At 43.3% G+C, this 14,012-nt stretch carries 18 protein-coding genes; 5 read left to right on the top strand and 13 right to left on the bottom strand.

Going from position 1 to position 14,012, the window contains the following annotated elements; translation table 11 throughout:
• Positions 1–57 precede the first annotated feature (57 nt).
• From HGG78_RS14540 to HGG78_RS14525, 4 genes are read right to left on the bottom strand one after another with little or no spacing between them, the layout of a single operon-like run.
• Positions 58–1,962 (bottom strand): replication endonuclease, encoded by a 1,905-nt coding sequence (locus tag HGG78_RS14540; protein ID WP_172533317.1) that lies wholly within the window; start codon positions 1,960–1,962, stop codon positions 58–60.
• Positions 1,959–2,189 (bottom strand): hypothetical protein, encoded by a 231-nt coding sequence (locus tag HGG78_RS14535; protein ID WP_172533316.1) that lies wholly within the window; start codon positions 2,187–2,189, stop codon positions 1,959–1,961. Before HGG78_RS14535 ends, HGG78_RS14540 begins: the two co-directional genes overlap by 4 nt.
• 2 nt (positions 2,190–2,191) lie before the next feature.
• The gene (locus HGG78_RS14530; RefSeq protein WP_172533315.1) at positions 2,192–2,377 is read right to left on the bottom strand and encodes a hypothetical protein; all 186 of its coding nucleotides are present in this window, start codon (positions 2,375–2,377) and stop codon (positions 2,192–2,194) included.
• Positions 2,378–2,638, bottom strand: coding sequence for a pyocin activator PrtN family protein (locus HGG78_RS14525; RefSeq protein ID WP_172533314.1), 261 nt, complete (start codon positions 2,636–2,638; stop codon positions 2,378–2,380).
• A 133-nt stretch (positions 2,639–2,771) separates the two neighbouring features.
• On the opposite strand from HGG78_RS14525, the gene HGG78_RS14520 reads away from it, so the two are divergent.
• The 3 genes from HGG78_RS14520 (at position 2,772) to HGG78_RS14510 (ending at position 4,673) form a co-directional block, all read left to right on the top strand.
• Entirely contained in the window at positions 2,772–3,383 is a 612-nt protein-coding gene (locus HGG78_RS14520) for a LexA family transcriptional regulator (protein ID WP_172533313.1), read from the top strand.
• Positions 3,384–3,735: 352 nt separating this feature from the next.
• Positions 3,736–4,194, top strand: a complete 459-nt coding sequence (gene zur, locus HGG78_RS14515) for a zinc uptake transcriptional repressor Zur (RefSeq protein ID WP_172533312.1) — start codon at positions 3,736–3,738, stop codon at positions 4,192–4,194.
• A 17-nt stretch (positions 4,195–4,211) separates the two neighbouring features.
• The gene (locus HGG78_RS14510) at positions 4,212–4,673 is read left to right on the top strand and encodes a chemotaxis protein CheX (protein ID WP_053311194.1); all 462 of its coding nucleotides are present in this window, start codon (positions 4,212–4,214) and stop codon (positions 4,671–4,673) included.
• A gap of 106 nt (positions 4,674–4,779) precedes the next feature.
• Here HGG78_RS14510 and pgi read toward each other — a convergent pair whose 3' ends face one another.
• Complete coding sequence (gene pgi / locus HGG78_RS14505) at positions 4,780–6,432, bottom strand: glucose-6-phosphate isomerase (RefSeq protein ID WP_171981004.1); 1,653 nt, start codon at positions 6,430–6,432, stop codon at positions 4,780–4,782.
• Positions 6,433–6,722: 290 nt separating this feature from the next.
• On the opposite strand from pgi, the gene HGG78_RS14500 reads away from it, so the two are divergent.
• Complete coding sequence (locus HGG78_RS14500) at positions 6,723–7,154, top strand: secondary thiamine-phosphate synthase enzyme YjbQ (RefSeq protein WP_171981005.1); 432 nt, start codon at positions 6,723–6,725, stop codon at positions 7,152–7,154.
• 27 nt (positions 7,155–7,181) lie between these two features.
• Here HGG78_RS14500 and HGG78_RS14495 read toward each other — a convergent pair whose 3' ends face one another.
• From HGG78_RS14495 to HGG78_RS14485, 3 genes are read right to left on the bottom strand one after another with little or no spacing between them, the layout of a single operon-like run.
• Positions 7,182–8,354 (bottom strand): BamA/TamA family outer membrane protein, encoded by a 1,173-nt coding sequence (locus tag HGG78_RS14495; RefSeq protein WP_254068224.1) that lies wholly within the window; start codon positions 8,352–8,354, stop codon positions 7,182–7,184.
• Positions 8,355–8,408: 54 nt separating this feature from the next.
• Positions 8,409–9,494: an alanine racemase gene (gene alr, locus HGG78_RS14490; RefSeq protein WP_216835614.1), complete on the bottom strand. Its 1,086-nt coding sequence runs from the start codon at positions 9,492–9,494 to the stop codon at positions 8,409–8,411.
• A 13-nt stretch (positions 9,495–9,507) separates the two neighbouring features.
• On the bottom strand, positions 9,508–10,914 hold the full coding sequence (locus tag HGG78_RS14485) for a replicative DNA helicase (protein WP_053311190.1): 1,407 nt from the start codon (positions 10,912–10,914) through the stop codon (positions 9,508–9,510).
• Between the two features lie 174 nt (positions 10,915–11,088).
• Between HGG78_RS14485 and HGG78_RS14480 the strand changes: the two genes are divergently transcribed.
• On the top strand, positions 11,089–11,853 hold the full coding sequence (locus HGG78_RS14480; RefSeq protein ID WP_172533309.1) for a DUF481 domain-containing protein: 765 nt from the start codon (positions 11,089–11,091) through the stop codon (positions 11,851–11,853).
• 60 nt (positions 11,854–11,913) lie between these two features.
• Here the strand turns inward: HGG78_RS14480 and rplI are convergent, their stop codons facing one another.
• The 5 genes from rplI to HGG78_RS14455 form a co-directional block, all read right to left on the bottom strand.
• On the bottom strand, positions 11,914–12,363 hold the full coding sequence (gene rplI / locus HGG78_RS14475; RefSeq protein WP_053311189.1) for a 50S ribosomal protein L9: 450 nt from the start codon (positions 12,361–12,363) through the stop codon (positions 11,914–11,916).
• A 33-nt stretch (positions 12,364–12,396) separates the two neighbouring features.
• Complete coding sequence (gene rpsR / locus HGG78_RS14470; protein ID WP_000090472.1) at positions 12,397–12,624, bottom strand: 30S ribosomal protein S18; 228 nt, start codon at positions 12,622–12,624, stop codon at positions 12,397–12,399.
• A 16-nt stretch (positions 12,625–12,640) separates the two neighbouring features.
• A complete protein-coding gene (priB, locus tag HGG78_RS14465; RefSeq protein ID WP_172533308.1) occupies positions 12,641–12,943 on the bottom strand; it encodes a primosomal replication protein N in 303 nt (100 codons plus the stop codon).
• An 8-nt stretch (positions 12,944–12,951) separates the two neighbouring features.
• Entirely contained in the window at positions 12,952–13,320 is a 369-nt protein-coding gene (gene rpsF, locus HGG78_RS14460) for a 30S ribosomal protein S6 (RefSeq protein ID WP_053311187.1), read from the bottom strand.
• A gap of 234 nt (positions 13,321–13,554) precedes the next feature.
• Positions 13,555–14,012, bottom strand: a 458-nt coding sequence (locus tag HGG78_RS14455) for an EF-Tu C-terminal domain-related protein (protein ID WP_338326143.1), incomplete at its 5' end; no start/stop codon positions are given.

The following is a 14,012-nucleotide window of genomic DNA, read 5'->3' as shown; positions in this document are numbered from 1 at the left end:
TGTCTCTCGACGTTAGTGAGTGAATAAAAAGCCCCTGTCTCACGACGTTGGCAAATTCTAGGCATCTTCTGGATGCATGGATTGATTCCAAAGCTCTTCCCATTGAGGCGAACCAAAACGGTCAAGCTCAACATTTAAAAAGAAATTCGATACGATTCGTTGTTGGCGGGTCGGCGTAATGTCCTGCGTACAATTATTGCCACTAGACCAAGGCGCAAGCTCCCGCTTGCTTTGAAGAGCCTCCGCGCTATGCGTTTTTTTGACTAACTTCCATTCAATTTCATGCGTTAAGACACTCAAACCGCTACCTTCAAGCCCAATAACAACCGGTACTATTTCACCGTATTTATTTTCTCGTTCTTCTTTGCTCGGTTTAATTGGTCGAAGTGATTGCGGTAAACGGTGACCACCCATGTAATCGAAATAAGCGGAAAAGAACCCCATATCCGCAGCACGCCGCGCTTTTTCAAATAAGCAATACTCTTGCTTATCTTGAATACGGCGAAGCTCTCTCCATACCGTTACGCTTGGCGTTTTCTGAAATTGAAACTGACGGAAACAGAAATTGCGTGACCATGCGGTGACGTTTTTAACCGTGTCCTGTAACTTGGCTTTCTTGTTGTCCAAATCGGCCAAATCATCTAACCCGAATCCGTCCACATTCTTTGATATGTACTTAGCTAAATAAGCGACTGCACCACCTTCACTACCATCTAACAGCTTTGCTTCAAAACGTGCTTTCATGGCCTTGAAGTTTGGCTCACCAGAATCACGATAAAGCTCTTTGCTATCACGTTGATATTGATAGGCCTGTAACGCAGCCACAAATGCACCAACTTGTTCTAGCGGCATAAAAAACACACCATGCCAGTGTGGTGTCCCATCTTGGTGAGGTTCGACAACTCGCATACCGTAGTAAGTGAGATCATGCCGATGTGCAAAAGCTCGAAAGCGATTCCATGTTTTGGTTAACCATCCATGAGCATCACTTGGGCTACTACCATCCCAACGCTTATTTTCAATCCAATACTCTCCGCGCTGTGTAAGACGGTGAAAACGACTCGGCGCAGTCATAGTGATAAACACGGCGGCGTGCTGATAGGAATCTGCATATTCTTGGCATCCCGCAATGCGCGTCATAAGTTCATGACGACGATTAACAGGGTTAGCTTGTGATGATGCGTGTACCACATCCATGCTCACCACATCACCTTGCTCTGATTCAATAGCCATAAGTTCGAGCCATTCACGCTGCCTGTCTTGGCGAACCTTGAGCCATTCACATGCAGATATTGAGGCATACGGAGAAATATGGGGGGATACCATGCCAGCAGCACGTCTAGCATTTTCAAAAGCTGCAAGCGTATGCTTTTCAATAGCACGCCGCCAAACGGATTCATCCAGCAAACGCGCCAAAATAGAAAACGCCTGCGCTTCATCTTTTGCTGATTCAAATTGTGGCATCCATAGCACTGCACCAACATATTCATGGATTTGACTAATCGCATCAAAAACAGACATTCCAGCTTTAGACGCTAATTCAAAACGAAAACTTGCACGCCCTACTAACTCAGTAGCAAGACGAGCACGTTTTAATTCTGTATCTACCCGCCACCAAGGTTCCGGTAATACACCAAGCGCAGAAAACGCAGCCTGACTGCGGGATTCAATAAAATCTATTGCACGCTTAAAACCATACTTACGAAAACGCACAGCCGCAGCCTTATCGAGATAACAGCGAATATCACTTGGTAATTTGAATTGATTAGCAATGGTGTGGGCAAATTCAAATACTCGCTCTCGTGGTGAGAGTACGCAGAAATCTGCACGCTGATGTTCAGAAATCATTGAGAACTCAGGTAGAGAACGCTGATTTTTGACCACATACGTAGCAAGCTCCTGACGTAAATTATCAGGGAGCTTGCTTAGTGGGTTTTTAGTCGGTTTGCGGTAGCTTTTCACGACAATGCTTCTTCTAGAGTTTCTGGAATTCGTTGATGAAGTTCGCTTACTGATCGGCTTGGTAGTTGGTTCGCTTTTGTTGCGACTTTTTCTAACCAAGCTAATTTTCGGCGCTCTCTTTCGGTTGGTTTACGGCTTTTTGCAATGGCTTTACGGCAAAGTTCAATCCCACGTAAACCGCAAGTGCGTTGCTCTTCGGTTAATAACAAGGGGTAGGCTTTTGACATTGCTACACCTCCAAGCTTTCCAGTAGTTCAGCAGCTTCAATAAGTTGCTCATAAATTGGATACAAAAACTCAAATTCCGGTGAGGAAGGACTCAACCAAGACAAGCGCCCCTTAACAATCGTAAAAAGCTCTTTAGCTTCACTGGAATGAGAGAAATCAATGTTGATAGAGTGAGTTGGTGTTTTCATCTAGTGCGCTCCGTGTACTGATTGCCAATCGTTTCTAGCATCTTCATATCGCTGATCGATATACGCAGCTAAGTCTTCGATTTTGATTAAGGTAGGACTACGCTCAGAATCACGCAGTTTGAAAGTAGGTACTGGAAAATCACATGCTTTAGCACGTTGTTCCGCTGTTTTTGGCGTGATGCCAAAGAACTCTTTAGATACCTGCTTAAGCTCAACTGTAGGACTTCCAAAGCGCGCTAGCAGTGCAAAATTTGTATTCATATATTCCTCATGTGCTACATTTAAATCATTTCAAGGTAATTCAAACGCCTCATAACATCCCAGAGCAACGTCATGGGGAATTATTGAGGATCAAAACCAAATAATCAACCCCAAAAATACATCAGAGGAAATTATGGGAAGTTTTGAGGAAAGACTAAGGGAACTAAAAAGGTTAACGAATACAGCTAAGAATGTTGATTTAGCAAGGGTTCTGGGCATATCTCCAAAGACCGTTTCAAACTGGAAATATAGGGATCACATTCCTGATGACATCTTTCTAAAAGCGAGAGACTTATCACAAAATGGCGGCGTTGCTGTGCCACCTCGTGGATATGTGACACTAGATATTTATGAGCAAGCTGTGAGTGCTGGACATGGTGCATTAGTTGTAAGTGAAGAAAAGTCTTCAGATATTGTTTTCAGCGAGGCGTTTATTCATAACGATATTGGCGTAAACCCTAATAACGTTTTCTTAATGCCCGTGAAAGGCGACAGCATGTACCCAACACTAAAAAACGGTGCATTAGTCATGGTCAATAAAGTGGAGCAATTTACGGGTGATGGCGTTTATGTCTTTCGATTTGACGGGCAATTGATGGTTAAACGACTTCAATTTTCAAAACATGGTTTAACCGTCGTGAGTGATAATTCGACTTATAAAGAGTGGGAATTGAGCAAAACGGAGATTTCAGGAAATGACTTTGAAATCATTGGTGAAGTGGTTTGGTCGGGACAAAGAATGTAATCGAGTACGTATATAAATACGCATGACTCACTAGAAAGCCCTAAATAGCTAGAAAGTGAATCCAATCGAGCATGGGTGCTACTGAGAGCCTACAAGGGTGAGTCATGATTTAGATATCCCATTGAGTCATTAGTGGTGACAATTACAGCCAAAAACAAAGCTGGGCATTGTAATCGCTTCCAGTTTATATCGCCAACAGTTCTTCTACAGTATCGTTTTACATTGATATAGGGTAGTTTAAGCACTATTTCGTTACAAATAACGATGACATCGCTAACTAACTCCAAAAAATGTTATAGGGCACAACGCCATTCATCTGGAAGTAGTATATTATTATTAAAGTCCAATGGTTATGGTGATGAATTTGGACCACAAGTTAACACAACAAATTGAAGATATATGTGCAGCACGAGGGGTAAGACTTACCTCTCAGCGAAAAAGGGTGTTTGAACTGATTTGTTCAAGCAAAAAAGCATCCAGTGCTTATGAATTACTTGAAGATTTAAAGCAAAGTGAACCCCAAGCTAAACCGCCGACGGTGTATCGCGCTCTGGACTTTTTGCTCGAACAGGGCTTTATTCATAGAGTAGAGTCAACAAACAGTTTTATTTCGTGTTGCTCTTGTAATGCCAACATGCATTTCTCACACCTTTTAATTTGTGACAAATGCGGCAATGTTATTGAATTGCAAGATAACAGTCTGGTAGCCTTGCTAGCAAGCAATGCTGAGGAACACGGTTTTGACATCGTTAATCACGTTATTGAATCTCATGGTATTTGCCGAACGTGTTCCTCAAATCTAAAAGTATAAAACAGTAGAAGAAGATTATGCGCGCTGAATTTGTAAACCCGTTTTTAGCCTCTTTAATGAACGTGTTAAAAACGATGGCTTCTCTAGAGTTGAAGCCACAGAAACCTCGTGTGAAGAAAGATGAAATTGCTCGTGGTGATGTCTCTGGCTTGATCGGTATGGTCGGCACTCAAAGTCGTGGTTCTATGTCTATCACTTTCGATGAAAGTCTAGCATTAGAGATCATGCAAAATATGTTAGGTGAACGCCCGAATGGTTTAAATGAAGAAGTCACAGATATGGTGGGTGAAATTACCAATATGGTGACTGGTGGAGCCAAGCGCATTCTTGCAGAAAGTGGCTTTGACTTTGATATGGCGACCCCAGTTGTCGTTTCTGGTAAAGGCCATACTATCCGCCATAAATGTGAAGGAGCCATCATTATTATGCCTTTCACATCTCAATGGGGTAATGCGTTTATCGAAATCTGTTTCGAATAAGCCATCGGCTTTCTTTCAAAAAAGATAAAAAAAGGTTGATACTTCGTAGTATCAACCTTTTTATTTTCTAATCTAGCTCGTAGTAAACGAGATTAGGGCAATTGAGTTATGCTTTAAACGCTTTAAATGCGTTAATCAAACCGTTAGTTGAGCTATCGTGAGAAATCACTTGCTCTTGGTCTGCCAATTCAGGAAGAATTTGGTTAGCTAACTGCTTACCTAGCTCAACCCCCCATTGGTCAAAGCTGAAAATATTCCAAATCACACCTTGTACGAAAATCTTATGTTCGTACATAGCAATCAGGTTACCCAAGGTACGTGGCGTAAATTGCTTAACCAGAATAGAGTTGGTTGGGCGGTTACCTTCAAATACTTTAAATGGTGCAATTGCAGCCAATTCTTGATCTGTTTTACCCGCCGATTTTAACTCTGCTTCAACCGTTTCTAATGTTTTACCAAAAGCTAAAGCTTCAGTTTGAGCAAAGAAATTTGACATCAATTTTTGATGGTGGTCGCCTGCTGGGTTATGGCTAACCGCTGGAGCAATAAAGTCACAAGGGATCAATTTCGTACCTTGGTGGATCAATTGGTAAAAAGCGTGTTGACCGTTAGTACCCGGCTCACCCCAAATGATTGGACCAGTTTGGTAAGTTACCGCTTCACCATTACGGTCAACATATTTACCATTTGATTCCATATTGCCTTGTTGGAAGTAAGCAGCAAAGCGGTGCAAATACTGATCGTAAGGCAAAATAGCTTCTGATTCTGCACCATGGAAATTGTTATACCAAATACCAATTAAGGCGAGGATCACTGGGATATTGTTTTCAAATGGTGTTGCAACAAAATGCTGGTCCATTTCATGCGCACCCGCTAGTAGCTCAACAAAATTGTCGTAACCTACAGCCAGAACAATAGATAAACCAATCGCTGACCATAGTGAGTAGCGACCACCAACCCAATCCCAAAACTCAAACATGTTATCAGTATCAATACCAAACTCAGACACTGATTTTGCATTGGTTGATAGCGCTGCAAAGTGTTTTGCGACATGCGCTTCATCACCCGCTTCAGCTAGGAACCAGTCACGCGCACTGTGTGCATTAGTCATAGTTTCTTGAGTGGTGAATGTTTTTGAAGCCACCAAGAATAATGTGGTTTCAGGATTAACCTTTTTCAATGTTTCAACGATGTGTGTACCATCAACGTTGGAAACAAAATGCATGTTTAAGTGGTTCTTATAAGGCGCCAAAGCTTCAGTCACCATGTAAGGACCAAGGTCTGAACCACCAATACCGATGTTAACAATATCCGTAATCGCTTTGCCGGTATAGCCTTTCCAATCACCAGAAATCACACGCTCAGAGAAAGATTTCATCTTCTCAAGTACAGCATTCACCGCTGGCATGACATCTTCACCATCAACCATTACTGGCGTATTGCTACGATTACGCAATGCTGTGTGCAATACTGCACGACCTTCAGTTTGGTTGATAGCAGAACCACTAAACATCGCTTCAATGGCTGATTTTAGTTCAGTTTCATTCGCCAAAGCTTGTAGGTGCTTTAGTGTTTCTTCACTGATAAGGTTTTTTGAATAGTCGACAAGAATATCAGAACCAAAGCGAGTCGAGAACTTATCGAAACGTTGGCTATCTTGTGCAAATAATGATTTGAGGTCCATATCTTGCGCTGATTCAAAATGCGCAGTTAGTGCTTTCCAAGCTTGTGTTTGCGTTGGATTGATATTTTTCAACATGGTATCTATCCCGATGTTACAGTAGGTTTTATTCCTATCATCACTGAACATTGTGTCAGAATGATGGAATCCCCGATTTAGCAAAAAAAAGAATATTGTTACTATTGCCCACTTCAAGGCGGCAATAAATTGTAATTAATTTTCAGTGCGTAATTATGACGCAGCTCGTCTGCACTCATATTGAGTTAAATCACGTTAACGATTGAGCTATGCACTTTACGCTATTGCTGCATGGTGCTCACCATAGCGTCAAACTATCAATTTTACCAATAGATTATAGAAGGTTACTTATGTGGTACCAAAAGACCATTCAGCTTAGTGCTCGTAAGCGTGGGTTTCACCTCATCACTGATGAAATTGAACAACAAATCCCAGAGATAAATGCGTTATCTGTTGGTTTGTTACATCTTTTTATCCAGCACACATCCGCAAGCTTAACCATTAACGAAAATGCAGACCCAACGGTACGTATTGATATGGAGCAACACTTTAATCACTACGTACCAGAACAAGCACCATACTATCAACATACTTATGAAGGTAACGATGACATGCCAGCGCATATCAAGGCATCAATACTCAACACCAGTATTTCTATTCCTATTTCGAATCGCAGGTTAGCACTTGGAACTTGGCAAGGTATTTACTTAGGAGAACACCGTAACTACGGAGGGAGTCGACGAATCATCGCTACACTCTATGGCCAGCGTCATGATCAATAGTATTTGGTAGGCGAAGTTGGATGCGAGCTAAAAAGGCTGATTAACCATCACAATAAAAGAGCTTTGGTCGGCTCCCCAAGCCATTTCCGCTCGGACAACAATGCCTTCTACTTGAAAGCGTAACGCGCCTCCGGCACTCCATTTCATGTTGGTATGTAAGGTTTTTAAGTTGTAGTCATCAGCGACACGGCCAACATCAACAAAAGCGACCCACTGCCACCACGGCACATTATAGTGCTTGAAAATCGGCCACTCACTGAGCGGCTGCCATTGTGGCATCACACGATACTCAGCTGTGTAGTGCATAGCTGAACGACCATGATAACGACCACTATCGTAGCTACGAAGGCGATATAACCCCCCTAGTTTCACTTGGCTAACATCCGGAGGACGCTGGCATTGCTCTTCAGAACAATTCTCCCACGTTGGCGTATCAGCCGTGTAAACGCTAAACGCAACTACTTGTTTATCGAAGAGTTCCCCGACACTGCCAAGATCCCAATAATGGCTATTTTCAATCTCCCACGTTCCCCATGACGACTCATTCCATGCCTCGGGAGCGTAAGTTAAATCAAAGCGAGTACGAGAGCCGGCGCTAGGATTACGTGAATCATCGCGATTATCCCATTCAAATTTCACCTCTAATGCCGTCGTTTTTTCTGATGTAGAACCCGCATGAGTAAAGTCTAAAGCTCTTGACTCAAAATAGGGTTGAATATCGATACTTGATACACCACTTGAGAAAGGTGTTCCGCCCGTCAATGTCCGAGTTGGGCTAACAGCGGCTTTAACGCCTTTCTGTTCCGCCTCTCCCCATGGGAGAATGTAACGAAAGGAGAGTCTATAACGACTATCTTCCCCATTAGCTAGCGTCGTATCCTCAAGAGAAGAACCATTACCAGCCTGTTGACTAAGGTAATAGGTGTAATCGTTAAACTGACTTTGATAGATCTCACCCCCCAATAGCCATTGGGTAGCCACTTGATAGTTATTAAAGGAAACATACCCTAAATAACTCCCTTTACTCGATATTATTGCCGTACCAAACAAGCTAGCTTGTGGCTGACCGACTCCTTTGATGATACCTGCAACCCCAGCGGTTACCCCTAAGCTGTCGGTTGAAAACAGATAAGGTACGAAAGCAGAATCTTCTAACCAATGCGTCCAATCATTATTTGCATTGGCTGAATCAGAAGACATAAGCACAATCATTGAGGAAAATAAAGTAACGTTAAAACGCTTTAACCGCGCCATTTAACTCAGCTTATCTTGATACTTCATTTCCACACGCGAGGTAAGTTTAGTCACCAATTCGTAAGCAATAGTGCCGATATGTAACGCAACTTCTTCAACCGATAACTCATTACCCCACAGAACGACTTCATCGCCAACTTTATCATTACAGTCTGGCCCGAGATCAACCGTTAGCATGTCCATCGATACTTTACCTGCGATAGGCACTTTACGACCATTAACGATTACTGGCGTACCATTAGGTGCCGTTCGGGGATAACCATCACCATAACCAATGGCAATCACCCCAACTTTGGTATCCCGCAAGCTTGTCCACGTCGCACCATAACCGACACTCTCACCGGCTTTAACATCACGAACCGCAATCAAGTGTGACTTTAAAGTCATAACGGGCTGATAGCCCAACTCTTTCGCTGACTTATCAGAAAAAGGCGACACTCCATACATGATGATCCCAGGTCGAACCCATTCGAGTCGACTCTTTTCCCAAGCCAATAAGCCTGCAGATGCCGCGAGCGAACGCTCTCCGTCATGACCATCAGTGAGCGATAAAAATAGCTCAATTTGTTGTTGAGTCGTTACTTTGTCAAGTTCATCGGCACAGCCAAAATGACTCATATAACGCAGTGGTTTAGCCACATTTTTGCACGCATGCAAACGCTCAACAAACTCCGAGTATTGTTCAGGGCGAACCCCTAAACGATGCATTCCACTATCAATTTTTAACCAAACAACCACTGGAGTATCTAGCTGGGCCTGCTCTAACGCTTGTAATTGTTCTTCACAATGCACCACAGTTTGAATGTTATTAGTAACGAGCACCGCTAAATCAACAGGAGAGTAAAAACCCTCGAGCAGTAGAATCGGTTTTACAACCCCACAAGCTCGCAGCTGCAAAGCTTCTTCAATTCTCGCAACGCCAAAAGCATCCGCATCAAACGCATGCTTAGCAACATGCCGCAAACCGTGACCATAACCATTGGCCTTAACAACAGCCATAACTTTACTGCTTGGAGCTTGCTGCTTGATTAACTTCAAATTGTGCGTGAGCGCATTAAGATCAATCCAAGCCGTTGCGGCTTTCATATAGCTCATCGAATTATTCATCATCAAATGCTGGTCCTGCATAGTTATCAAAGCGAGAATACTGTCCTTGGAAAGTCAGGCGAACTGAACCGATAGGACCATTACGTTGCTTACCTAAAATGATTTCAGCGATACCTTTTAGTGCGCTATCGGGGTGATAAACTTCATCTCGATAGATAAACATGATTAAGTCGGCATCTTGCTCGATAGAGCCTGATTCACGTAGATCTGAGTTCACAGGGCGTTTATCAGCACGTTGCTCCAAAGAACGGTTTAACTGAGACAAAGCCACAACAGGAACGTTTAACTCTTTTGCGAGCGCCTTTAACGAGCGAGAAATCTCGGCAATTTCCAACGTTCGGTTATCTGACAATGCAGGCACACGCATTAACTGTAGGTAATCGACCATGATTAATGACAACCCGCCATGCTCACGCGCAATACGTCGAGCACGAGAACGCACTTCGGTCGGGGTTAAACCAGAGCTGTCATCGATATACATATTTTTCTTCTCCATGAGGATCCCCATGGTCGAAGAGATACGGGCCCAATCTTCATCGTCTAATTGGCCAGTACGTATCTTGGTTTGATCAACGCGAGATAAGGAAGCCAACATACGCATCATGATTTGTTCTGCAGGCATCTCTAGCGAAAAAATCAACACTGGCTTTTCTTGTTCCATCGCTGCGTTTTCACACAAGTTCATCGCAAAGGTCGTTTTACCCATTGAAGGACGAGCGGCGACGATAATGAGATCAGACCCTTGTAAGCCTGCCGTTTTTTTATTGAGATCAGTGAAGCCAGTGTTAACGCCAGTGACGCCATCTTGAGGAGTTTTGTATAGAAGCTCGATACGCTCTAGCGTTTTTTCGAGGATAGAGTCTACATTTTGTGGCCCTTCGTTTTCACTAGTTCGTTCTTCAGCGATAGCAAAAACTTTACTTTCCGCTAGGTCGAGTAGATCTTCAGAGCTACGCCCTTGAGGATCATACCCTGCATCGGCAATTTCATTTGCCACCCCAATCAAGTTGCGCACTAAAGCACGCTCTGCAACAATCTCGGCATAGGCGTTAATATTGGCAGCACTTGGCGTGTTTTTCGCTAAATCAGCCAAGTAAGCAAAGCCGCCGACATCATCTAACTGCTCATGGCGCTCGAGGTGTTCAGAAAGCGTAATTAAATCCAAAGGCTTACCAGACTCTAGAATTGACTTTACGCCATCAAAAATCAGACGATGAGGACGACTATAAAAGTCTTTGCTTACCACACGTTCAGCAACGGTATCCCAACGTTCGTTATCAAGCAGTAACCCACCAATGACTGATTGTTCAGCTTCAATGGAGTGCGGGGGGACTTTAATTGCATCTACTTGCGCGTCAAACGGTTTACGGTTTCGGTTATTAGTTCGTGGTGCGGGCATGATTTCGCTCAATAACTATCTAATGACCGTCCATTATAGCGAGAATAGATCATTTGTAATTATGTAAACGAAACTTTGTGTTTATCTAATCTAGAATTAACCTTATGCTGACCAAATACCATGATACTGCACATACTATTTTGCCCATTGCTATATTCATCACAGAGGTACTTCGTGTCCAAAATTTGGCTTCTGAGTCTTAGCCTACTCACCCTGAGTACAGCCTATGCCGATGAGGAGACTAAAAGCGATACGGAAATCGAAGTTCCTTCCCCCTGGAATGCTCAAGCAGAGTTAGGCTATCAAGCACACTCCGGTAATTCTGATTCGGAATCCCTTAACACACGCCTTCGAGCGGAGTATACCGAGGGGCGGCACCGAACCAGTGGCGAGTGGAAATTCTACATGCTGTACAAAGATGGGGAAGAAGATAAACGCCAATCAACCTATTCAGCTCAAAGCGATTATAAGTTAGGAGCAAAAACCTACTTATACGGCAGCTTCAAAGGGGTTGACTCTAAATACACCGCTTACTTTAAAGATTATACGCTTTCTAGCGGTTTAGGTTATCAGTTCGTCAATACTGATGAGTTTGTATTGGAACTTGAGGTTGGGCCTGGTTTTCGCTATCAAGAGCCCAATTTAGACGAGATTGACGACGACGACATCATTTTCCCTGACATTGTTGAAGAGATCATATTTCGTGGCAATGTAAGAACAGATTGGCAAGCTTTGGATAATTTAGCACTTTCAGCGGATGTCACTATAGTATCAGGTGAAAGCAACACCAGAACCGATACAGAGCTTAGCCTGACCAATAACATCACAGAAACTATCGCATTAAAAGTCAGCAGCTCTCGACAGTATCACGATAAAGTGCCCGAAGGATTGAGCAAGGCTGACAGCCTTTTTTCCATAAATCTACTTTTCAATTTTTAGTTTCAAGCAAAAAAAAACACCAGCCGACGCTGGTGTTTTCAATTCGTCTGAAGACTGAAATTACTCAGCAACGATTTGTACTTTCGCAGTTGCAAAAACTTCTGAATGAAGTTGAATGCTTACTTCGAACTCACCAACGTTACGTAGAGCACCTTCAGGTAGGCGAACTTCGCTCTTAGCTACTGCAACACCTGCCGCTGTAATAGCGTCAGCGATGTCACGAGTACCGATAGAACCAAATAGTTTACCTTCGTCACCAGCTTTAGAAGCGATAACAACCGCTTCAAGAGCGTCAACTTGATCAGCGCGAGCTTGAGCTGCTACTAGTTGCTCAGCAACTTTAGCTTCAAGTTCAGCACGACGAGTTTCGAACATTTCAACGTTAGATTTAGTTGCCATTACAGCCTTACCTTGTGGGATAAGGAAGTTACGAGCATAACCAGATTTAACGATTACTGTGTCGCCAAGACTGCCTAGGTTACCGATTTTATCAAGTAGAATAACTTGCATTGTTTAATCCTCTTTCTTAATAAACGGTGCCAATTACTGATGTTTGTCAGTGTATGGCAGTAGAGCTAGGTAGCGAGAACGCTTGATTGCACGAGCTAGCTGACGTTGGTATTTAGCGCTAGTACCAGTGATACGGCTAGGTACGATTTTACCAGCTTCAGTGATGTAGTTTTTAAGAGTTGCTACGTCTTTGTAATCAATCTCTTGTACGCCTTCTGCAGTAAAACGGCAGAATTTACGACGACGGAAGAAACGAGCCATGGGCTATCTCCTGATCTTAAATTTGAGTAATGTGGTCGGCATGTAACACCAATTTACCTACGCCATTATGGCTGGTTTGGTAAGTGACAAAGCCACTAACGTTTATGGTGCTGCCTTGTACTAAATTTTGAGTGAGTGCTTGTGACCTTAGCCCACTGACAACTACCGGCATACGACAATAAACTTGTCTCGGTAAATCAGCTTCTATCACTGTTGAGCGATGTTCAAGCCAGAAACGGCAATGTTCAACACCAGCAGGACTTTGGCTTCGAATGGGAGGTTTCGCGACAATGCCACTCAACTCCATTCGATTGGTCATACAATCAATTACTCTGCGTCTGCTTCGAAACGAGTATCTTCACGCTTAGAACGCTCTTCTTTAGCTTTCAGCATGATAGATGGCTCTGTGATAGCAGCTTTAGTACGCATGATCATGTTACGTAGAACTGCATCGTTAAAACGGAAAGCAGTTTCTAACTCGTCAATCACAGCTTGGCCAGCTTCAACGTTCATAAGAACGTAATGAGCTTTGTGAAGCTTGTTGATTGGGTAAGCCATTTGACGACGACCCCAATCTTCTAGACGGTGGATAGTACCGCCAGCTTCAGTGATAGAACCAGTGTAACGCTCGATCATGCCAGCAACTTGCTCGCTTTGATCTGGGTGCACCATGAATACGATTTCATAATGACGCATCGGTTGCTCCTTACGGATTATTCAGCTTCCTGAGTTGGCTCGGTCATCCAGAGGAAGCAAGGAACGAAAGAAAAAGACCGAGAATTAAGGACGGCAAATAGTATAGAAAGGAAGCAGATATAGCAAGGGAAATATGTGAAGTAAGTAGAAGTAGTCTTTTTGCTATATTCCGGTAAAAGAAAAGGGAAGCCGAAGCTTCCCTTTTCAATGCAGTATGTGCAGAAATTATCGAAATTAAGCGATAACTTTAGCAACAACACCAGCACCAACTGTACGGCCACCTTCGCGAATCGCGAAACGTAGACCTTCATCCATCGCGATTGGAGCGATTAGCTCTACAACCATTTGGATGTTGTCACCTGGCATTACCATTTCTACGCCTTCTGGTAGAGAAATATCACCAGTTACGTCAGTTGTACGGAAGTAGAACTGTGGACGGTAGCCTTTGAAGAACGGAGTATGACGGCCGCCTTCATCTTTAGACAGTACGTATACTTCTGATTCGAACTTAGTGTGTGGAGTGATTGAACCAGGCTTAGCTAGTACTTGACCACGTTCAACTTCATCACGCTTAGTACCACGTAGAAGTGCACCAACGTTCTCACCCGCACGACCTTCGTCTAGAAGCTTACGGAACATCTCAACACCAGTACATGTGGTTGTTACTGTGTCTTTGATACCAACGATCGCTA

Origin of the sequence: Vibrio aestuarianus (assembly GCF_012395185.1) — a bacterium.
GTDB lineage: Bacteria > Pseudomonadota > Gammaproteobacteria > Enterobacterales > Vibrionaceae > Vibrio > Vibrio aestuarianus.
Note: the sequence above shows the minus strand (reverse complement) of the source record. Positions and strands in the feature narration are given on the sequence as shown.